Annotated in this window: 24 protein-coding genes; 5 read left to right on the forward strand and 19 right to left on the reverse strand. The window is 35.2% G+C overall.

The window, feature by feature from the left end; translation table 11 throughout:
- Positions 1–112: 112 nt before the first annotated feature.
- Entirely contained in the window at positions 113–319 is a 207-nt protein-coding gene (locus IGJ34_RS12575; protein WP_205634358.1) for a hypothetical protein, read from the reverse strand.
- A 164-nt stretch (positions 320–483) separates the two neighbouring features.
- Here IGJ34_RS12575 and IGJ34_RS12580 point away from each other — a divergent pair, with 164 nt between their 5' ends.
- The gene (locus IGJ34_RS12580; protein WP_069654398.1) at positions 484–813 is read left to right on the forward strand and encodes a nucleotide pyrophosphohydrolase; all 330 of its coding nucleotides are present in this window, start codon (positions 484–486) and stop codon (positions 811–813) included.
- Between the two features lie 792 nt (positions 814–1,605).
- Here the strand turns inward: IGJ34_RS12580 and IGJ34_RS12585 are convergent.
- The 4 genes from IGJ34_RS12585 to IGJ34_RS12600 all read right to left on the reverse strand — a co-directional run bounded on the left by IGJ34_RS12585 (position 1,606) and on the right by IGJ34_RS12600 (position 3,995).
- Entirely contained in the window at positions 1,606–1,884 is a 279-nt protein-coding gene (locus IGJ34_RS12585) for a putative quinol monooxygenase (protein ID WP_430597588.1), read from the reverse strand.
- Between the two features lie 29 nt (positions 1,885–1,913).
- Complete coding sequence (locus IGJ34_RS12590) at positions 1,914–2,402, reverse strand: MepB family protein (protein ID WP_069654396.1); 489 nt, start codon at positions 2,400–2,402, stop codon at positions 1,914–1,916.
- 224 nt (positions 2,403–2,626) lie between these two features.
- On the reverse strand, positions 2,627–2,983 hold the full coding sequence (locus IGJ34_RS12595; RefSeq protein WP_069654395.1) for a DUF7006 family protein: 357 nt from the start codon (positions 2,981–2,983) through the stop codon (positions 2,627–2,629).
- Between the two features lie 193 nt (positions 2,984–3,176).
- Positions 3,177–3,995, reverse strand: coding sequence for a LysR family transcriptional regulator (locus IGJ34_RS12600; RefSeq protein ID WP_069654394.1), 819 nt, complete (start codon positions 3,993–3,995; stop codon positions 3,177–3,179).
- A 106-nt stretch (positions 3,996–4,101) separates the two neighbouring features.
- On the opposite strand from IGJ34_RS12600, the gene IGJ34_RS12605 reads away from it, so the two are divergent.
- Positions 4,102–5,148, forward strand: coding sequence for a YeiH family protein (locus IGJ34_RS12605; RefSeq protein WP_430597589.1), 1,047 nt, complete (start codon positions 4,102–4,104; stop codon positions 5,146–5,148).
- Positions 5,149–5,200: 52 nt separating this feature from the next.
- Here IGJ34_RS12605 and psiE read toward each other — a convergent pair whose 3' ends face one another.
- The 13 genes from psiE to opp1B all read right to left on the reverse strand — a co-directional run bounded on the left by psiE (position 5,201) and on the right by opp1B (position 16,789).
- Complete coding sequence (psiE, locus tag IGJ34_RS12610; protein ID WP_069653811.1) at positions 5,201–5,653, reverse strand: phosphate-starvation-inducible protein PsiE; 453 nt, start codon at positions 5,651–5,653, stop codon at positions 5,201–5,203.
- Between the two features lie 502 nt (positions 5,654–6,155).
- Positions 6,156–6,824 (reverse strand): CPBP family intramembrane glutamic endopeptidase, encoded by a 669-nt coding sequence (locus IGJ34_RS12615; RefSeq protein ID WP_206837869.1) that lies wholly within the window; start codon positions 6,822–6,824, stop codon positions 6,156–6,158.
- Positions 6,825–6,924: 100 nt separating this feature from the next.
- Positions 6,925–7,647 carry a hypothetical protein gene (locus IGJ34_RS12620; RefSeq protein ID WP_069653813.1) on the reverse strand — a complete coding sequence of 241 codons (723 nt, stop codon included), beginning with the start codon at positions 7,645–7,647 and terminating at the stop codon, positions 6,925–6,927.
- 156 nt (positions 7,648–7,803) lie between these two features.
- Positions 7,804–8,163: a 50S ribosomal protein L20 gene (rplT, locus tag IGJ34_RS12625; protein WP_069653814.1), complete on the reverse strand. Its 360-nt coding sequence runs from the start codon at positions 8,161–8,163 to the stop codon at positions 7,804–7,806.
- Between the two features lie 222 nt (positions 8,164–8,385).
- Complete coding sequence (gene rpmI, locus IGJ34_RS12630) at positions 8,386–8,586, reverse strand: 50S ribosomal protein L35 (RefSeq protein ID WP_010762697.1); 201 nt, start codon at positions 8,584–8,586, stop codon at positions 8,386–8,388.
- 111 nt (positions 8,587–8,697) lie between these two features.
- Positions 8,698–9,219, reverse strand: a complete 522-nt coding sequence (gene infC, locus IGJ34_RS12635; protein WP_010763961.1) for a translation initiation factor IF-3 — start codon at positions 9,217–9,219, stop codon at positions 8,698–8,700.
- 312 nt (positions 9,220–9,531) lie between these two features.
- Entirely contained in the window at positions 9,532–10,332 is an 801-nt protein-coding gene (locus IGJ34_RS12640; RefSeq protein ID WP_069653815.1) for a Cof-type HAD-IIB family hydrolase, read from the reverse strand.
- Between the two features lie 14 nt (positions 10,333–10,346).
- Complete coding sequence (locus IGJ34_RS12645) at positions 10,347–11,132, reverse strand: Cof-type HAD-IIB family hydrolase (protein WP_430597590.1); 786 nt, start codon at positions 11,130–11,132, stop codon at positions 10,347–10,349.
- 272 nt (positions 11,133–11,404) lie between these two features.
- On the reverse strand, positions 11,405–12,529 hold the full coding sequence (locus tag IGJ34_RS12650) for an RNA-guided endonuclease TnpB family protein (protein ID WP_111248557.1): 1,125 nt from the start codon (positions 12,527–12,529) through the stop codon (positions 11,405–11,407).
- A 240-nt stretch (positions 12,530–12,769) separates the two neighbouring features.
- On the reverse strand, positions 12,770–13,729 hold the full coding sequence (locus IGJ34_RS12655; RefSeq protein ID WP_111248556.1) for an ABC transporter ATP-binding protein: 960 nt from the start codon (positions 13,727–13,729) through the stop codon (positions 12,770–12,772).
- Positions 13,729–14,790 (reverse strand): oligopeptide ABC transporter ATP-binding protein Opp1D, encoded by a 1,062-nt coding sequence (opp1D, locus tag IGJ34_RS12660; protein WP_010771135.1) that lies wholly within the window; start codon positions 14,788–14,790, stop codon positions 13,729–13,731. Before opp1D ends, IGJ34_RS12655 begins: the two co-directional genes overlap by 1 nt.
- A gap of 5 nt (positions 14,791–14,795) precedes the next feature.
- The gene (gene opp3C, locus IGJ34_RS12665; protein WP_069653819.1) at positions 14,796–15,848 is read right to left on the reverse strand and encodes an oligopeptide ABC transporter permease; all 1,053 of its coding nucleotides are present in this window, start codon (positions 15,846–15,848) and stop codon (positions 14,796–14,798) included.
- On the reverse strand, positions 15,848–16,789 hold the full coding sequence (gene opp1B, locus IGJ34_RS12670) for an oligopeptide ABC transporter permease Opp1B (RefSeq protein WP_069646331.1): 942 nt from the start codon (positions 16,787–16,789) through the stop codon (positions 15,848–15,850). Before opp1B ends, opp3C begins: the two co-directional genes overlap by 1 nt.
- Before the next feature lie 81 nt (positions 16,790–16,870).
- On the opposite strand from opp1B, the gene IGJ34_RS12675 reads away from it, so the two are divergent.
- Positions 16,871–17,218 carry a DUF3899 domain-containing protein gene (locus IGJ34_RS12675; RefSeq protein ID WP_430597591.1) on the forward strand — a complete coding sequence of 116 codons (348 nt, stop codon included), beginning with the start codon at positions 16,871–16,873 and terminating at the stop codon, positions 17,216–17,218.
- 226 nt (positions 17,219–17,444) lie between these two features.
- On the opposite strand, the gene IGJ34_RS12680 is transcribed toward IGJ34_RS12675, so the two are convergent.
- Positions 17,445–19,121, reverse strand: a complete 1,677-nt coding sequence (locus tag IGJ34_RS12680; protein WP_069653821.1) for a peptide ABC transporter substrate-binding protein — start codon at positions 19,119–19,121, stop codon at positions 17,445–17,447.
- Positions 19,122–19,451: 330 nt separating this feature from the next.
- Between IGJ34_RS12680 and IGJ34_RS12685 the strand changes: the two genes are divergently transcribed.
- Positions 19,452–20,510, forward strand: coding sequence for an FUSC family protein (locus IGJ34_RS12685; RefSeq protein ID WP_069653822.1), 1,059 nt, complete (start codon positions 19,452–19,454; stop codon positions 20,508–20,510).
- Positions 20,511–20,550: 40 nt separating this feature from the next.
- Complete coding sequence (locus IGJ34_RS12690) at positions 20,551–21,186, forward strand: pentapeptide repeat-containing protein (RefSeq protein WP_069653823.1); 636 nt, start codon at positions 20,551–20,553, stop codon at positions 21,184–21,186.
- Positions 21,187–21,253: the final 67 nt, after the last annotated feature.

Genomic DNA, 21,253 nt, shown 5'->3' on the forward strand with positions numbered 1-21,253 from the left:
CTTTCTATTGTACCTTATCAGAAATTCTGAGTCATTCATATAGGACTTTTAGCCGAGTTTTCATTAAAAAAGAACAAACCAATGCTAAATTCTCTCTTCACTCTTTCAAAGCTTACTCCAAAACAGCCACGCTATTATTTGCAATTGCTTTACCAACAAATAAAAAGACCCCATCTAAAAGTAAAATCGTCATATTTACTCCAAAAAAGATCGAGAGTTTTTCGATTCCTTGAATTTTTTCTTTTGTTCTAAGAATCAGATATAAAATAAAATTACTGCCATAGGTAAAAACGGTCAGTACTATAATCAGTTCAATCAACATTTTTTATCCTCGCCATGATTGCCGTATTTTTCTATTCCCTTTCATTTTACGTCAATCGAAGTATTTTTTAAAGAAAAGAACTGTTTCTTTATAACCGTCAAACATCAAAAATTATTTCTATGGTAGAATAAACGAGAAATAAAGATGTTAGGAGAATACACATGAACGATTTAATTACAGAAATTAATGCATTTCGAGATGAACGGAATTGGCGCCCTTATAACACACCAAAAAGCTTGGCGATTTCCATTTCCTTAGAAGCATCTGAGTTGTTAGAGAACTTCCAATGGTGTTCTAGCGAAGAAGCTGTTGCGGCAACTTTCGAAAATATCCAAGAAGAATTAGCTGATGTGCTTATTTACTCACTCATGTTGGCTTCTGATTTAGAATTAGATGTACCACAAATTATCCGTGAAAAAATGAAAAAAAATGCGTTAAAGTATCCTGCTAATCCGAATCAAGCAATCAATGATTCTTCAAACTCTCGATAGAGCCTTAAAATTTATACATTCATTATTTTGAATCGGTTAAATGTAATTCATTTATATTGTCTATTTAGCGTAAAATGAACTTAGGTTATTAGAATACACTTAGTGAAAGAGATATTTTACACCATAAAAAGCAATAATTTGGTTACTCATGTAATTTTTTTCAAACCCTTTATTGACCCTAAAAGGGTTTTCCTATAAAATGGAACTTAGATAGAAACGAATAGGATAAAAAAAAGCACTTCACAATTTAGCTACCAACTAAATCATGAAGCCCTGAATAGTCAGTGAACACCTGACCAATCAAGTTGCTTAAGCCAATATTTATACATTGACATCTTCCATTTTACTCAATTTTGACAGAAATTTCTAGAGGTTTATGCTAGTTTTTTCTGCTATGGAGATGTTTATGCTTATTTATCGAGCTTACAATGGCGTTGGATATGTGTCCGACGCCATTTTTTTGTGTATTCGTTTCTATCTAAAAGAACCGTTTGTTTACTTTTTAGATCATAATATTTAATAGTCAACCAACCATTGACTAAAATTGAACGCTGATCCCAACCAGCCTTTACCCATTCTCCTGGATGATTTAAAGAGTAAACAACGATTCTTAAAAATAATAGTCAAATTACTACTCCCAAGTATTCTTTAAGAAAAAACAATGATTAAAAACTAACGTAACCTTTTTCAATACTTCCTTTTATATGAATATCATTGTTTGTATTTTCTTTATTGATGACTATTAGAGCTGAAAATAAGCGTTATTGCTTATTTTCAGTTTTTTTATTTTAGCTATCCTGATTGACTCACTTTTATTATCGCTTCTTTTTCTAAATAAAATGCTGCTTCTTTTAAGAATTTTTTCAAATGCGGTGTTTCATTGTGTTTTTCTACTGCAGACGTATCTTGCCAATTTTCTACAATAATAAATTGATTTGGGTGATCCACCTTTTCAAAATGGTTGTAAAATCCTTCATCTTGTTGTGATGCCTTGACGAGTTCAGCTATAAAAGCTAAATAATCCGTTCTTTTTTCTGGTTTTACTTGCAAAAATACATTGATTGTAATCAAACGTTTGCTCCCTTCTCATTTCTCAGGCTCTAATCTAAATATAACTTTTTCAGCCGTTTCAAGTCGTGCGTGGTCGTTAGATCAATAAAGAATGGACTTTGCCATCGTTGCGTCCTCGTGGCTGTTTTGCTCAATCCTGTTACCCAATCAGGATAGACGCGTAATGCCATCTTGCCTTTGTGTTCTCCGTTCCTCAAGATCCTTTTCTCTGCTAACATCTCTTTTGGAAATACAAATTGTCCTCGTTTATCTTGATCAACTATTGTGATGATCAATTTATCGGGTGCAGAAACAAAATCATACGATTTATTTTTATTTGCTTCGTCTTTTTCCCAAAATACGACAAAGTATCCCTGCTTTTTGGGCGTCAATTTTGCCATTCTACTTCGAAATGATTGATTTCCTAGGACGAATGTCGCCCCTTCATATTCTTTATTTTGTTCTTCCATTTTGAAATCTTTTAAAGGAATATCACTGATTTCTTGGACAATACTTGATAGATAATCCATGGATTTCATCACAATTTTTCCTCTACTTTCTTCAAAAGTTCCTTTGAGTAATACTTCTATAGTGACTATTTTATTGTATCATGCGGTATTACTGAAAATAAAGATTTAAAACAAGGAACAACAGAAAAAAAGCACAACTACAATCGTTTCATAGTCGTGCTGTTTTCATAACAGACCCCAATAGTTCACTTATTCCTCTTTTTCAAGATCCTATGTAAAAATACATCTATCTATTAAATAATTCTTTGGGAAATAGACCATGTTTCGTATTCGGGCATATCAAAAATATATTTTTCTCTATGTGTTTTCTTATATTCTTGTTCAATTAACTGGATTGTATCAAGCGCTGTATCATTTTCCAATGCATATCCGTTAAAGATATAAAAAATGACCAATGTACATTTCTCATCTATAGCCATCAATTTTGGTAATGTCGCAGCCAATGTTGCAGCATTTATTGTCTCAACTAGTTGATTTGCTTCTGTCGCTAAACTATGATAATAATTGATAAATTCTTGATCGATATCGATTGTTTGATCTACTTTTGCAACATATTCCTTTAATTGAATGTTCCATAAAAATGAATCCACCTTATTTCCTCCTATCTTATAAGCATTTCAATAATCTTAGCCTAGAAAATGCTTCATTCGTTCATTTTCACCATTGAATAACTTCTCCTTAAGATAGCACAAGGAACCTTCTTTTTTCCATTAAAACGTTTATTTTATTCGCATAAATAATAATATTTTAGTAATTATCTAACTATTTTACTATTTTTGTCCTTTACTTTTTTCGATAATAGCTAGTAATAAACAAGTCGATTTCACGCAACTGAATAGATTCGATATGTTGACCTTTTATAAAATAGAAACTTCTCTGATACTCTTGGCTTAAAGAATGCCACTTTATCTTTTCCGTTAACGCTCTTTTTGAGAGAATCGATTGTCCGACTCCTCTCTCTAAACATCTGACAATCATTTCATTATTTTTCACGATCATTGTTTGAGGCGTTATATTATGTTCTAAAAAATAGCGTTCAGTATAATGAAAAACACCGGAATTTTCTTCTCGAACCAACCATAATGCTTCAGAAGGATCACCCGCGTGAACCAATTCATCAGCTAAAATCTCTTCACGGATGATTGTTCCAGTTATTAACGGCTTCTCTATGAAGCCAAAATGAGCTTGGTGCTTCTCGATTTTATCTAATACTTCTTCTGAATTTTCCATTTCTAAAACAAATGAGACATGGGGGAATTCTGGTATCAACTGTGCCATCAATTCTGGCAAATAATAAACCGCAAAGGTATTCGAAGCAACGATCTTACACGTTTCTCTAGGAGTCGCTTGTGTGCCTAACGCTTGTAGCGTATCTTCCCAGTCATCTGATAAATTAAGCAAATGATGGTACAAAATATCCGCTTGTTTTGTGGTACTAATTTCTTGCCGTCCATTTCGATCAAATAGCTGAATGTCCAATTCTTCTTCTAACTGTTTAATCTGGTTAGAAACAGCTGGTTGAGAAATAAATAGCCGTTCTGCTGCTTTTGAAAAATTTTTTGTTTCATACACAGCACGAAACGTTTTCAGTAATTTAAACATAGAGACCCTTTCCATTCGTTTTTATTATAGATATCATTTTAACTATTTATTTCTCAAATGCAATTTTTTTCGTTATACTGGATTTATAGATAGACAAAGAAAGAAGATGAATGATTTAGTGGAAAATAACAATAAAAAAGATTCTTATTTAACAAAAAGTATCGCCATTTTCCCTGGACTAGTTACAGCTTTTGTTGTGGCAGTTATTAGTAAAATTGCAGCAATTTGGTTGCCAACTTTAGGTGCTGCGACGATTGCAATTTTATTAGGGATTTTGCTAGGAAATACTTTTTTGAAACAGCCTGTTTTGGAAAAAGGAACAAAAATAGCAGAAGGTAAGCTATTAGAATTTTCAGTTGTGTTATTAGGTGCAACTGTTACTTTTCAAACTATTTCTCAAATAGGTATTTCTGGCGCTCTTTTTGTTCTTTTACAAATGAGTATAACGATTGTTGCTTCTTATCTACTTGGTAAAAAGATGCAGTTTTCAGATAATATGTCCTTATTGATGGCTGGTGGAAATGCGGTCTGTGGCTCATCTGCAATTGCTTCGATTGCCCCTGCTATTCATGCAAAAGAAGAAGAAAAAGGCCAGATCATTACATTGGTCAATTTGCTAGGAACAATCTTGATGTTGCTGTTACCAATTATTGGCTCGCTTATTTATGGTAGTGATATTTTAACTAAAAGCGCCTTGATTGGTGGTATCTTACAGTCTGTAGGTCAGGTTGTAGCAAGTGCCAGCATGGTCAATGGACAAGTTGTAGAGCTTGCTATGCTCTTTAAAATCATGCGTATTATGATGCTAGTAGTCGTTGTTTACTGGTTCGGTAGATTTAAACAACAAAAATCTGAGTCTTCTGCCACAATAGAAACAACGCCTAAGCAAAAAAAATCTGCTTTACCGTGGTACGTTGTAGGATTTGTTTTATTTTGTATATTCAATAGTTTAGTTCATTTACCCACACAATTTAGTGCAACAGCTAATTTCTTTAGCGGTTGGTTTGAAATCACTGCTCTAGCCGCTATAGGTTTGCGTTTGGATTTCCAAAAATTCTTCAAAGAAGGGAAACGATTCTTGATTTATGGATTATCAGTTGGTGTTATTCAAGTGTTTTTGGCTATCGTCTTGATTTCTTTATTAAGAATTTAATTTAAAAGTAGAAAAGGTCACTCAATGAAATGTTGAGTGACCTTTTCTACTTTTAGTTCTCTGTTTTTTGACTCTCATTTGCATGAGGCTTAAACCCAACATAGGATTTATTGCCACTTAAATTAAGTACAAACAATACAATAACGAGTGACAAAATCGATACAGATAATAATAAAGTTTGAACTGCATCGCCATGTAATACCATTAACTGTCTTAAAATGGCCGTAATACAAATTAAAATCAAATATCTGATCGGAATATGATGTCCTTCTTGAATATAGCGGATCACCATCATAATAAACTCAAATAACATGAAAAATGCCACAACTTCTTGCATCACGATCGATAAGTTTTTAGGTGTCATAGGTTTGTTGATAAATGTTCCAATATCAATCAATTGACGAATCATGAAAATCAAAATAAGTAGGGCAAGTACTCCTAGAACAACATCCAATACCCAATTGACATATTTCTTCATGATTCCAAATCTCTGTTCCTCTTTCATTTTTTTCCTCCTAAATTTAAAAGCGTACCAAGCCAGACTTGCTCCGACTGAAAAGTAGTAAAATCAGAATGTAGTACTTTGTCAAATTTTATCTTTTTCCCGAAACGCGCTAGCCTATAAGGTTAAACAATATAATGCAGTTGCATCACTCTCTTTAAAGATTCCTACAACTATTTGATTATAAGAATAATATAACATTTTTTCTCGATGATGTAAAAATCTAAATCTGGAATAAACGCACGCATATCAGTTACTTAGCCTCTTTTTCCGCAAAAATCATAGTAAAAAGTCTAGATGAAAAATGAAACTATAGTTGCAATAGTTTGATCATGATTCTTTTACTATCTTGTCTCACACTCTAAAAAAGAGGCTTAGACAGAAGCGTTTAATCCCGAGAAATAAGAAGGGATTGCTTCTGTTCCCACCGTTTATTCGCATTTAGGGTGCACATCAAAATGATGTTTACTTTTGTCCCGAACCCTTTTTTATTTATTCTGTTATACTAAATCAACCCAAAAGCCATCGCGATTGCGGCAAGTATGTTATTTAAAAAGTGGATAGATATACTGATCTCTAAACGTTGTGTTTTGTAATAAGCCACAGAAAGAATTAAACCTACCAAACCGTACAATAAAAAACTAATCAAATTCGTAGGGCCATGCATTAAACCGAACAAAATAGAACTCACTGCAATACCAAGTATTGGAAATTTCCCTAACCAAAACCCAATAATTCCACCTCTAAAAACAATTTCTTCCATAATAGGTGCTGAGATTCCAATCAATAATATAATCAATAAAGGATTTTCTCCTGAAAACATTGTCTGAATCGCTGCATCATTTGCTGTTGATTCTGTTCCCTGAGTATTTAATAAAAAGGTTCCTCCAATAGCGATTACTCGAGCTAAAATAAAACCACCTAAAATAATTCCAACATTTCTCTTAGTGAAAAAATCCAATTTCAAGTTAAAAAAACCCAGTTTCTTTCCTAAAAATATCAACACCCAGATATTGCCAATAACTATAATTATCAGCATAATCGATGCAACCAAAGACAAATTTGTCTCTCCCATTCCTTGAGAAAATTCTTTGGCTATACCAAATGCCATCATACTAATTTGACTTACTAGAAATAAACCAACTAAAATAAAAAAATTTTTTACATACACCATCGCATTACTCTCCTTTTATAAAAATCTTCTTTATACCACTTTTATCTTACCAGACTACAGTTACAGAGTAAAACGAGCTTGGATGTAATAGTTAATTCAGTTATTTAGCGACTCGCTTACCGTCTTTATAAGCATAAACTCGACCTAATGAGTCTTTTGCTACATATTGATAGTTCTTCTGTCCACTAAAGTTTCGTGGAGCTGGTGAGCCTTTTGGTACAAGTACGACTTTGTAGGCTTCAAGGCGCTTTGCAACACCCGCTGTCCCTGCTTTATGTGCTGTTGATTTACTGTCTTCCGTTTTTATTTTAGCTCTTGACCAACCTAACCAACCATAATCTTGTGCGTGAACACAATAATACATATCGTATTGTTGCGCCATGCTACCTTTCAAGGTAAACTCTACTGCTTCTACTCGCAATGCACCTCCTGCAGTCCCACCACGGCCTGTTTGGTAGTAAATCGTTGTATTACGGCCTTTGATAGTACGTTTAGAAATACCTGCACTCTTCTCTTTTGCAGTCAATTTTTCAGATAACCAACCAATATTTTCAATATGTGTATTGATCATGATGTCACTTGTTCCTCGAATGAACATCGCTTCCATTCTTTTAGATTCTCGAGTAGAACCACTTCCTGTTCCATATGGCCCCATCTCACTTATTGTTCTCAAACGTTTATCTCTACTAAAACCAGTATCACCATAATCTTGAACATGCGAACCAAATCTTAGATCATTGATTGAGGCTGCTTCTGTTTTCACCCCAAATGAAAATAAAACACCCAAAATAAGAACAACTACCACAAACATCTTCTTTTTCACTTAAAAACCTGCTTTCTATTTATTATTTTTGGATTAATCAAAATAATTATAGCATTTAGTAGAATAAAAATGTAAAAAATGATCAAAATAATAAATCATAACTTTCTATTAAAAAAAATGCCCCTTTCATACGAAAGGAACACTTTTATTCAGTCATTATTTAGCTAAAGCACCTTTAGCTTGTTCAGCTAATGCTGTAAATGCTGCTGCATCATTCACTGCTAATTCAGCTAACATTTTGCGGTTGATATCAATCTCTGCCAATTTCAAACCGTGCATTAATTTAGAATAGCTCAAGCCATTCATACGAGCCGCTGCATTGATACGAGCGATCCATAATTTACGGAAATCACGTTTCTTTTGACGACGATCTCTGTATGCATAACTATAAGATTTCATTACTTGTTCTTTTGCTGTTCTAAATAAAGTATGTTTTGATCCGTAATAGCCTTTCGCTAACTTAAGGATCTTTTTACGACGTTTACGGCTTACTACGCCACCTTTAACACGTGCCATGGTTAATTCCTCCTAAATATCTGTTATCTCTATGAGTTATTTTAATTGCTAAGTTGTTGCATGAATTATTTCAACTTTCCCAAATTCAGCAAGCTTTTTCACTAATCTAGCTTCGTGGACTAGGCCTCTCGATAAATAGATAAATTCTTTTAAAAGATAAAAAGCATCTTTAAAAAAATTTCCTAATTTACTCGATGCCTGATTGAGTCCCCTACGCTTTTTTTACTTCATTCTTGCTAATTGTTGACGAATACGTTTGAAATCGCCTGATGAAACCATTCCTGCTTTACGCAATTGACGACGTTGTTTTTTTGTTTTACCGTGGAAACGGTGACTTGTAAACGCACGGAATCTTTTTAACCCGCCGTTACCAGTACGTTTGAAACGTTTTGCTGATCCGCGGTGTGTTTTTTGTTTTGGCATGACTAATTTTCCTCCTACATTTTCATTTCGCATACAGTTCAACTAAATTAGTTGAAAAAGTTGAACTAGCATCCTAAAAAAATTTGATTAACTAGTTATCAGCTTATTAGCTTAATTTTCATTCTTCGGTGCCAGCGTTAGGAACATGCTGCGTCCGTCCATTTTCGCTTTTTGTTCCACTGTAGCAATGTCTGCAGTTTCTTCCGCTAAGCGATCAAGAACTTTCTGACCAATTTCTTTGTGGGTAATGGCACGGCCTTTGAAACGGATCGACGCTTTTACTTTGTCGCCTTTTTCTAAGAATTTACGTGCATTACGAAGTTTTGTATTGAAGTCATTTACGTCAATTGTTGGACTTAAACGAACTTCTTTTACGTTGATCACTTTTTGTTTCTTACGAGCTTCACGCTCTTTCTTTTGCGTTTCGAAACGGAATTTACCGTAATCCATAATTCGCGCAACAGGCGGTTTTGCAGTAGGTGCTACTAGAACTAAATCTAGATTAGCTGTTTCAGCAATTTGTAATGCTTCCACTTTTGTTTTTACCCCTAATTGTTCGCCATCTTGTCCGATCAAACGTAACTCGCGTGCACGAATGCCGTCGTTCACCATCATATCCTTTGCTATGGTCATTCACCTCCAAGTTTATTAAGAGAAAATCAATACTGAAACTCTTTTTCCAAGAGTCTGTTATTCTAAAAAATACAATAAAAAACAGGCTCTGTATACAGATCCCGCGATTTTCGGATTTATATCGATTGATATAAACAATCCTATATCCAGCCCAGTGACACTGTCAGCTAAGGCGAGAAGCGGGTGCTTCTGCTTTCATTTCTCAACTCTAACAGTATACGATATTTTCAAAACCTTGTCAATGCTTTTTTCTAATTAAGACAGAAACCTTTGAGGATCGAAAAGTAGACTTCTGTCTTAATCTTTTGCACTCTAATTTCCAAGTAATTCTTCTATTTTAGTCAATACACCATTTTCGTCATTGGATAAAATGATTTCTTTAGCGACAGCTTTGACTTTTGGTTGTCCATTACTCATCGCATAGCTAAATCCGGCATGCTTCAACATTTCCAGATCATTACCGCTATCGCCAAAAGCAGCAACTTCGTGATTTTTTATGCCCCAAACTTCTTGTAGCTTCATCAACCCATGTGCTTTATGGATGCCCGGAATGATCAAATCGACATCACCATGCCCGCTAGAAATAGGAATCACTTTCTCTCCTAATGTATCATGTAACTGTTCAAGAACTTCTGATACTTGTTCTACAGGAAAACTCAAAGCGAATTTAAACAAAGTGTCCTCTTTTACCTCAAATAGATTAGGCACTTTTTTTAAGCGATGATAGTATTTCCGACCATGTTCAATAAAGGACTCAGGTTCATTTTCAGCAACATAAGCGCTGTTTTTTCCACAAAGAATCGTATGCCCTTCTGTGAACGCCGCTAAAATAGTCAGCACGTCATGAACTAGCTCTGGATCGATTTCACCCGTGAATAGTTCTGCACCCTCACTAATAACATATGCGCCATTTTCAGCTACAAACGCCAATTCGTTCTCTACTTCTGGAAAAAATGATTTTAGTTGATAGTATTGATTGCCACTAGCTATCACAAAACGAACCTTTTGTTGTTTCATTCTTTGATATAATTGACTAAATTTTTCTCGGTCGTACTCTTGTTGACTATTCAAAAACGTTCCATCCATGTCTACTGCAATCATTTTCACTGTCATTATTTTACTTCCTTTCAGTCTAATAATTTAAACTGTTTTAATCCCAAACGAATACCATCCTTTATATGAGACTTGGTAATGTAATCAGCGTGACTTTTTACATGTGCCGAAGCATTATCCATCGCAATGGCCGTATCCACGGCTTCAAACATCCCTATATCATTATTTCCATCCCCAAATGCATAGGTTGGGACACCGTCTAAATCCAATGTTTTGATCACTTCTTTGATACCAGCTTTTTTTGACTGCCCTTTTAACACGACCGCCAAGGAATAAGGACTATCTCTGAAAAAGGTGAATATATCGGAGAATTTTTCTTGATATAATACATCTTTGGCGACTTCCTCTGAAAAAAGATAAAGCATATAGATTTCATGTTCCTTATAAAAGTCTGGTGCAATCTGTGGTAATGGTGCATGATCTAATTGATATAATTTTTCCATACTTTCAGTCAAATAACGTGTAGCATATTCAGTTTCTGTATAACAGGCCAAGGAATGACCGAATGATTCAGAAAATCGCATTAATTCTTTAATCAGCTTCAAAGGTATTACATGTTTGGAGACAACCTTATTTTCAACAACATTATACTGTCCGTTTAAGCTTACAAAAGAATCAATTGGTGTTCCTTTTGTGATTTGGTTGATTTCCTTTGGAGAACGACCGCTTGCAATCAAAGCCAAGATATCGTTTTTCTTTAATACTAAGATAGCTTGGTGATTTTCTTTAGATATTTTAGAATCAGCATCCAGTAATGTTCCATCTAAATCAAAAAAAACAAGTGCTTTGTAGTGGTTCATAACTTCCCTCTTTTTCATATCTTTTCTTACTTAATATTGTACTATACTTTTTAGCCCATAGCGTAAAAAAACTTTATTCTATTTTGTTCAAACAAATACTTGTCAAAACAAAGAGAATAAAGTTCGAGTTTTTATTTTCCATACACTTATAATTAGTGAACTATTTCTATGAAGTTAGAAATTTCCTAGAAAAAGATAAATAATCGACTAAACGTTATATCTATCTTATATACCCTAGGCTAGCCCTGTAGTCCCTACAGTTTTTTACTTTTTTAATAAGTCATTATTTCCTTTAATCCTTGCATCAACACTTGAATACTAGCAGCCGTCTCAGGATCATGCCGTCCTGTTTTCTCATCGATATCTTGCATAAATATCTGACTCACCGGATTATTATCTGAATGTTCCGAACATTTCCCGCATGCTGAAACTTTGATCATCCTTTTATTATACCATGTTGCTTTATATTCGAGTTTTGAGACAAATAACGCCCACGAAACATCTGAAAATCCACGTTGTAATTTAGAATTTCTGAAAAAATCTGCTTGCTGAATGTCTTCAATACAGATCAAATCATATTTCTTAACAATTTCTGTTGTGATTTTGTTCAGAAAATCGATTCGTTGATTCGTTAACTTTTCTCGCATTTTCGCTACTTTTAGCTTTTGCTTTTGATAATTTTTTTGCCGAGATAATTCTGTTCCTTTTAATTTAGCAATTTCTTTTCGCCGTTTTAGTTTTCTTTCTTCTCTAGTGATCCGCTGTTCAAATTCTTTCGTAAATTTATCATTATCGATACGTCTACCATTAGATAATACAGCAAATTCCGAAGCTCCTAATGTTATCCCGATTGCTGAATACGTCTTATCAATTCTAGGAATCTCCTCTTCACAAAGAATAGAAACAAAATACTTATTGCTAGGGGTCAAAGAAATTGTTGCTGATTTTATTTTCCCTATTACTGGACGATGCATTCTCATTTTAATCAACGACTTCAATTTAGGCACTTTCAAATATTTTTCGTCAATAATTTTAATCGTTCCATTTTGATTGTTCGTTGTGTAAGATCTGACAGCGTTCTTCTTTTGTTTTAGCTTAGGAAATCCCACTGATTTTTCTCTATGAAATTTTTTAAATGCTCGATCCAAGTAAACCTGCGCATTTGATAATGCTAAACTATCCACTTCCCTTAAACAAGGATGCTCTTTTTTATAATGAGCAGGAGTGGGTAACTTTACTTTCAAATCAGGATTTTTCTTCAACTCCTTATAAAGCTGAATTCTTTCCTGTAATAAAAGATTATGCACAAGTCGAACACAAGAAAATGTTTTTTTGATGAATTCTTCTTGTAGTAACGTAGGGTAAAGTCTATATTTATACGCCTTTAATACCTTCATTAGAATACCACCCTACCAATAAAAGCTGAATGAGCTTGTTCACCTTCGACTGAAAAATAGGAAGCTAAGATTGTGACACTTTTCGTCTCACTCTTAGGTTATTTTTTTCGAGAAGCCAGCCCCTAAAGCTACTTTAAAATGATTGTGTCACAAAGAAAAATGATTCATTCATCTTAGGTTTAAAAATTCTAGCTAAGAAAAAGAATTCTTTTCTTAGCTAGTCTTTCTTGTTCAATACGATTATTCGTGATTTGCCTTAGCTTTTTTCTCTTCAATTTTTTTACGATACACTTCGACTTCATCTTCAGAGCAATAAACATAATGCTCTGGTGTGATTTCTCTTAGTTTACGTTCTTTGTTATCTTCTGGTAGTGGTTTGTACACAATACGTTTACGTGTACGTTCATAATCTGGGTCTGGTAGTGGAATAGCTGACAGTAAACTTTCAGTATACGGATGTACACCAAAGTTATATACATCATCACTAGAACCCATTTCCAATAATTTACCACTATGCATAACACCGATACGGTCACTGATATGTTTTACCATTGATAAATCATGGGCAATAAACAAATACGTCAACCCAGCATCTTTTTGTAAGTCTTGTAATAAATTGACAACTTGTGCTTGGATCGACACATCCAACGCAGAAATTGGCTCATCACAAATGATAAAGCGTGGATCAACAGCCAACGCTCTAGCAATCCCGATACGTTGACGCTGACCACCTGAAAATTCATGTGGATAACGTGTGCCATGACTCGGGTCAAGCCCAACGACTTTTAACAACTCGTTGACTTTTGCTTCACGTTCAGCTGTATCTTTAGCTAAATGGTTGATGTCGATTCCCTCAGCAATAATATCGTTAACTTTCATTCTTGGGTTCAATGAAGCATACGGATCTTGGAAGATCATTTGAACTTCACGACGAAATGCTTGCATCGCTGTCTTCGAACGAATTTTACTGATATCGTCACCGTTAAAAACGATTTCGCCATCCGTTGGATCGTATAAACGAATCACACTACGACCAGTTGTTGATTTACCACTACCAGATTCTCCAACTAAACCGAACGTCTCACCTTCGTAGATATGGAAACTGATATCGTCAACAGCTCTAACTTCGTCAGGGCGTCCAACGTTAAAATATTGTTTTAGTCCTTTAACATCTAAAAGTACTTTTCTTTTTTCACTCATTATTTAACGCCTCCTGCAGTCGTATTATGGCGTTCAGCATAAATCGCCCAACGTCTTACAATTTCAGCTGGAGGGGTGATTTTTGGTGCTTGCGGTGCTAATAACCACGTTGCAGCTTTATGAGTTGGTGATACTTCAAAATAGGGTGGTGCTTCTTCTGCATCGATTTTCATCGCAAACTCGTTACGCGGATAGAAAGCATCTCCTTTTGGTGGATCTAACAGATCTGGAGGTGAACCAGGAATTGCATATAACTTATCTTCGGTTCCTTCCATTGTTGGCATTGAGCCAAGTAGTCCCCATGTGTATGGATGTTGTGGATTATAGAAGATTTCTTCTGACGTTCCCACTTCTACTAAACGTCCGCCATACATAACTGCTACACGATCCGCAACGTTCGCTACAACACCTAAATCATGTGTGATAAAGATGATTGATGTGCTGATTTTTTGCTGTAGATCTTTTAATAATTCTAAAATTTGCGCTTGAATCGTAACGTCCAAAGCTGTTGTTGGCTCATCAGCAATTAGAACTTCTGGGTAACAGATCAACGCAATCGCGATCACGATACGTTGGCGTTGCCCACCTGAAAATTGGTGCGGATAATTTTTCAAACGTTTTTCAGCGTTTGGAATCCCTACTAATTTTAGTAATTCTAATGCTTGATCCAGACCTTCTTTTTTCGATACTTTATTGTGTTTGATCAACGATTCAGCTACTTGTTTGCCGATCGGCATTGTTGGGTCCAATGATGTCATTGGATCTTGGAAAATCATAGCAATTTCTTTCCCACGAATGGTTTGCATTTGTTTTTCCGTCTTGTGTACGATATCTTCACCTTTAAACAGAATTTCTCCATTGTCGATATTTGCATTGCTGCTCAACAATCGCATGATACTTCTAGTAGTTACTGATTTCCCACTACCAGATTCTCCTACGATTGCAAGAGTTTCTCCTTTGAACAGCTCAAAGCTCACACCACGAATAGCATTTACTTTTCCAGCAAACGTATCAAAAGAAATCTGTAAGTCTTTTACTTCTAATACTTTTTCCATAGTCATTCACTCTACTCTTTCATCTTAGGATCGAAGGCATCACGTAGTCCGTCAGCTAACAAGTTGAAGCAAATCATTACGACTGACAAAGTTACGGCAGGAATCCACATCAAATATGGAAGGAAACGGAACGTTTTATATCCTTCATTTAATAATGTTCCAAGTGAAGCGGTCGGCGGTCTTAATCCTAAACCGATGAAACTTAGAAACGCTTCGAAGAAAATGGCCGACGGGATACTGAACATCATTTGAACGATGATCACGCTTGAGATATTCGGTAAAATATGTTTAATAGCAATCTTTAAACGAGATTCGCCTAACGTTTGGGCAGCTAAAACAAATTCTTGATCTTTTAATTTCAAGGTCTGAGCCCGGACGATTCTGGCCATTGAAATCCAGTTGGTAATCACCATCGCTAACACGATTGATAAAATACCTGGATCAAAAACAGTCAGCATCAAAATCATCACAACAAGGTTAGGAATTCCAGAAAGAACTTCTAAGATACGTTGCATCACTGTATCGACACGTCCACCTAATAAACCTGAAATCAAACCATATGTTACACCGATCGTAATATCAAGTAATGCCGCGATAAACGCGATCAACAATGAGATACGAGTTCCCATAAATAAACGACTCAATACATCACGACCTAGGCCATCTGTTCCAAGATAGAAATTCACGTTATCAGGAACATTTGCTTGTGCATACTTATCTACCATTTTACCCGCAACATTTGCTGTACCGTTAAATCCATTAATACTATCTAAAAACGGAATACGTGGTGGTAAATTGATATATGCTACATTTTGTTGTGTTGGGTCATGAGGCGAAACCCAGATAGTGATAATTGAGATAAAGATGATGATTCCCAAAAGGATCAAGGAAATTACAGCCGCTTTATTCTTTTTCAAACGACGCCAAGAATCTTGTAAAAAACTTAGTGACGGCGTTGCGATTCGTTCACGTTCCTTTGTTGTTGATGTATCCAAAGGTTGGAATTCATCTGTCGGTATTTCTTTAATTTTATCTGGGACATTGTTCAAGTCAACTATTTCCATTAACCTTTGGCACCTCCTGAAACACGAATTCTTGGATCAATCAATCCATAAAGTAAATCAACAATCAAGATTACAAATACTAATAATGCAGAATATAAAATCGTTACGGCCATAATCGTTGGATAGTCATTGGTCATGATTGATTTTACGAATTGCTCCCCAATACCCGGGATGGCAAAAATATTTTCTACAACTAATGATCCTGTCATCAAACCAACTGCTAATGGTCCTAACAATGTAATCAATGGGATCAAACTGTTTCTAAGTCCGTGCCTAACGGCAACTTGCCAACGGCTCAAGCCTTTAGCACGCGCTAACTCTACATAGTCACTATGTAAAACTTCAACCATTTCCGTTCGTATAAACCTGGCGGAATCGGCCATCGGACTCATAGCTAAAGCTATTGTCGGCAAAATCGTATAAGCAAAACCGTTCCACATTGCGATTGGTAACACTTTTAATTTCATAGCAAAGATATATTGTAACAATACGGCAAAGACGAAGTTCGGAATCGAACGACCTAAGATAGCCATTAAAGTAGCCAATGTATCAACCCATGTATTTTGGCGCATTGCCGCAATGATCCCTAATAAAATACCAACTAGTGTACCAAAAACGATTGCTTGTGCACCTAATTGTACTGACGGTCCAATACGACCTGCTAAAAGTTTTGCTACTGGTTGGTTTTTGAATTGGAATGAAATACCAAAGTCACCAACTAAAAGATTTTTTAAGTAAATTCCATATTGAACAATCACAGGTTTATCTAAACCGGATTGCTTATTCAACATAGCAATTGTTTCTGGACTAAGTTTTTCTTGGTTGGTATAAGGAGTACCTGGTAATAATTGCATCAAGAAAAAAGTAATCGTTGCGATCAGCCACAATGTGATGATCATAAAAAAGACCCGTTTAAGAAAATATTTTCCAAAACTGTTCAAGAATGACACCTCCGAGATTATTTTGACTTCATCAGCTTTTTTCGATAAAGTAAGGATAGAAAATTAAGTAAGGATGAGCACATGAAAAATTTAAAATGGCCCTTGATTACCTCAGCGGTCTCAAGCATCGGTATTTTTACTTACCTATTGATAAAACAGTCACTGACTATCCTTTCTGTATCAGATACCTTTTTCATCGTTTCGTTATTCTTTCTGATTATCGGGTTAGCCTTATGGATCATGTCCTCAGGATTTTTTGATAATTTCCAACGTTTTATGAAAATGCATTTTCGTTTTAGAAAGAAAAATGAGCCGAAAGAATTCATTCCATTTTCAAAAATCGGTAAAGCACATCAGCTTTACTGGCTTGAAACTGGGGGTATTTTACTGATTGTCGCTGTTGTTTCTTTATTATTTTACTTTTTATAAGCAAAGATAGCAAGAGAGAGAAATATAAAATTCTCTGATTTTTGCTAACTTGCTCAAAATCTGAATAAATGGCGAAACAGAAGCAGCTCCTTTAGAAATAAGTTGAAATTCACGAAAATTGGAAACCCAATTTTCGTGAATTTCTTTTTATTCCCTGAAACCATTCGGTTCGTTGGAGTTGTTTGCTTCTGTATCGGTCACTTTTACTATTAAAAACTAGTTCAGATTATTCTGAAATGTATGTCCATTTGTAATCGTATTGCGCACCTGCTGGATGGAAACCAACATCTTTCACTTTTTCAGCACGTAAGTGAGCTTCAGCTTTTTGGTAAAGAGGAATCACACCCATGTCGCCCATGATTATTTTCTCTGCATCTACTAAGTTCTCCCAACGTTTTTCAGGATCATTAGCATTGGTTGTTGCCGCTGCTTTGACTGCTTTATCGTAGTCAGCATTGCTATAGTGGCCACGGTTATAAGGAACGCCCGTTTGGAATAAATCTAAGAAACTACTTGGATCTACATAGTCAGCTCCCCAGCCACCGATAACGGCTTTAAAGTCACCTTTGTTAGAACGGTCTAAACGAACGGCAAATGGTACAGGGCTTACCGTTACTTTCGTCCCTTCTAAGCTATCTTGAATTGCACCTTGGATATATTCGACTGTTTTCTTAGAAGAATCTGCATCAGAAGATAAGATGTCGATATCTAATGTTTTGATACCCAATTCTTTCTTCGCTTTTTCCCAATGTTCTTTTGCTTTTTCTTTATCATAAGCAATTTTATCTTCCGCTGCATCAGTGAAGTCTTCTTTTCCATCTGGAGACTTAGACATATCTGCTGGAACTAAGCCTTTAGGTTCTACTGAACCATCACCTAAGATTTGTTCAACGAGAGATTTACGATCGATTGAATAAGAAATCGCTTTTCTTAAGTTTTCATTTCTATAAGGTGAATTTTCGTCGATTTGATTTAATTCCATATATTGAGTCGATGCTTCTTTTTGGATCACAAGAGCTGGATCATTGGCAGCTTGTTGTGCTAATTCACCAGTCAAGGTTACATCATCTGCTTGTCCGTCTTGGAATAAGTTGTATGAAGTTGGTGCTTCTTTCACAACATTCGTTTTTACTTCGTCTAATTTTACAGAATCTACATCCCAATATTCTTTATTTTTCTTATATGACCATTCAGTATCTGTTCCTGCTCCATCAAAACCATCTAATACAAACGGACCATTATAGACTGAGTTATCACTATTTGAAGCATAGTCTTTACCATATTTTTCCACGATATCTTTTCTTTGCGGGAAGAATGACGGGAAGGCTAATAGATAATCAAAATAAGGAGTTGCTTTTTCTAAGGTGATTTCTAATTCATAATCACCTGTCGCTTTGATTCCTAATTCAGCTTTGTCTTTTTTACCTGCTGCAATATCTGCACCATTTTTTACAGATTCGTAAAGGTAAGCATACTCTGAAGCTGTCGCTGGATCAACCGTACGTTGCCACCCATAGACATAGTCTTCTGCTTTTACGGGTTTTCCGTCTGACCATTTCGCTTTTTCATTTAGTTTGATTTTATAAGTAGTACCATCCTCACTGACCTCTGCTTCTTCACTAGCTCCGGCAGGTTCTGGTTTATTATCTAAATTCAAACGATATATACCTTCGTATACATTGTTTAGTGCAGTAAAGCTGATAACGTCTGTCGCTAATGATAAATCGGCACTTGGCATTTCTTGTAAAACATTGACACGGAAAATTTGCTCTCCGCTTGGTTTACCGTCGGCTGCTTTTGAGCTGCCTGAATCGTCTGTTTTTGCTCCGCCGTTACCACATGCTGCTAATGTTAAACTAAATAAAGTGATGAATCCAAAAGCAAATGACTTCTTTAACTTCATTCTTTTTTCCTCCCTAAATGACCCTAAATATTTTCTGAAAAATCAGAATTTAATAATTATTTATTGTGTTGAGGTATAGTTTACAATTTTTAAATTAAAAAATCAAGAATAATCTTATTTTTTCTTAATACTCACATCATTAAATTATATCATCATTAGAAGTAATTTCTTAGAAACAAGCTTAAAAAGCGATTGTCTTCTTACAAAAAAGTATGTTAGATTAGTATAGGAAGAAACATACCATAGTAGAAGCAAATACTTTTTGGTTCATATAGTATTGTTTAAAAAATTAGTTTCAATAGTTCACAATAAATAGTAAGGAGTGATTAGATGCACCATTCATCTTTCTTCAAAGAACTAACTACATTTCACAAACCTCAAAAAGCACCTTTTCGCTTGATTGGTGCAGGTATTTGTATGGCAGTGCCTTTATTCATCGGTTATTTTTCAAATAATTTACTAATCGGTAGTTTTGGCTCACTGGGGATTTTTACTTTTCTTTATTATCAAACACTACCTTTGAAAAATCTACTCATTCGTTTGAGTTCCATTGGCGCATTTTTACTTTTTGGAAATCTAGTAGGCGTTCTTAGTACTCATATTCCTTGGATTATCCCAATCGTTATTGCTTTGATGGCATTTTTGGCTCGAATCATTTTTAGATTATACCGAATTGCTAAGCCGGGGGCTTTTTTTATTGTCATGGTAACCGCAATGGGCAGTGGGACAAAGATTCCTTTGGAAAAAGTTCCGACCATGATGAGTTATGTTTTATTAGGTGTTTTGACCTCTCTTGTTGTGGCTGTTCTCTTGTATTTTGTTGAAGGAGAAACGGTGGAGCCAGAGAAGACCATCTCATTACAAGAACGTCTTTACACCGACCCTGCAGCACTTTTAGATGCTCTACATTATGCCGCTATTTTATTTTTAGCGACCTATATCAGCCAGTCCCTGCATTTAACTAATGCGTATTGGATGGTTGTTTCATGTGCTGCTGTTTTACAAGGTGATAATTTACGAGCTGTCATGCATCGTAATGTTCAAAGAATTTTTGGTACAATGATTGGTTTATTGATTGCAGCACTTTTATTGAGTATTTCATTTACTTCATTAGAAACCATTTTTCTAATTTGCTTTTTCTTTTTAACGGTAGAATTTTTTATTAGACGAAATTACGCGATCGCAAACTTTTTTACAACGCCAATGTCTTTACTATTAGCAAATTTAGCTCGCCATCAATATTTGGTGAGTCTGCTGAATTATCGCTTAATCGGGATTGTTTTAGGTAGTCTCTTAGGTCTTTTGGGTGCATTTGTATTAACGACTTGTTTAAAATTTTATAATCGTGCGTATCAATTAGATGAAAATTTAGATAAAGAAACAGAATAATGTGGCCCACTTTATCATAAAAAATTTGGAGGTTATATTTATGAAAATCAAAAAGCCTGTTGCACCTCTTTTGCCTCAGCTGACTGAGACTGATTTTATTTCTTTAGATGATGAGCTCGTTATTGAAGGCTTAGTATTAAAAGACCAAGACCTTAGTTATCAGGATGTGCGTAATTTAGTTTTTAGAGAATGCCGTTTTGATAAAATAACGATGAATCGAAATCACCTTGAACGTTTTGACTGTAGTAATGTGATTTTTGATCATTGTGATCTTTCTAATACGGAATGGATCGGAGCTAGTTTTCATCAAGTTCATTTCCGTCAGTGTAAGTTAACGGGAACAAATTTTGCTGAGAGTTATTTACGGGATTGTTTTTTTGAAGATTGCTTAGCTGATTATGTTTCTTTTAGTGCGACAAATCAAAAAGTGGTTCAATTTCATCAAACAAGTCTAAAGGATACTGAATTTGTTGAGGTGACTTGGAGTAATCTCCTTTTAGATAACTGTTCACTGACTGGAAGTAATTGGTTCCATACGAAATTGGCCGGTCTTGACCTTACCAAAAGTACTTTTGAAAAGATTGCCTTCTCTCAAGAGCTACTTCGAGGATTAAAGGTTACGCAAGAACAAGCGATTACGATTGCTGCAGGATTAGGGTTAGTTATTAAAGAATAAATAAGAAGAAAGGTTGGAGCCGAGCTTGAGGTTTTAGCTCTAAGCTTTCTTTTTTGCTTGCAGTTAT

Origin of the sequence: Enterococcus sp. AZ177 (genome assembly GCF_050544585.1) — a bacterium.
In the GTDB taxonomy this organism is placed as follows: Bacteria; Bacillota; Bacilli; order Lactobacillales; family Enterococcaceae; genus Enterococcus_L; species Enterococcus_L plantarum.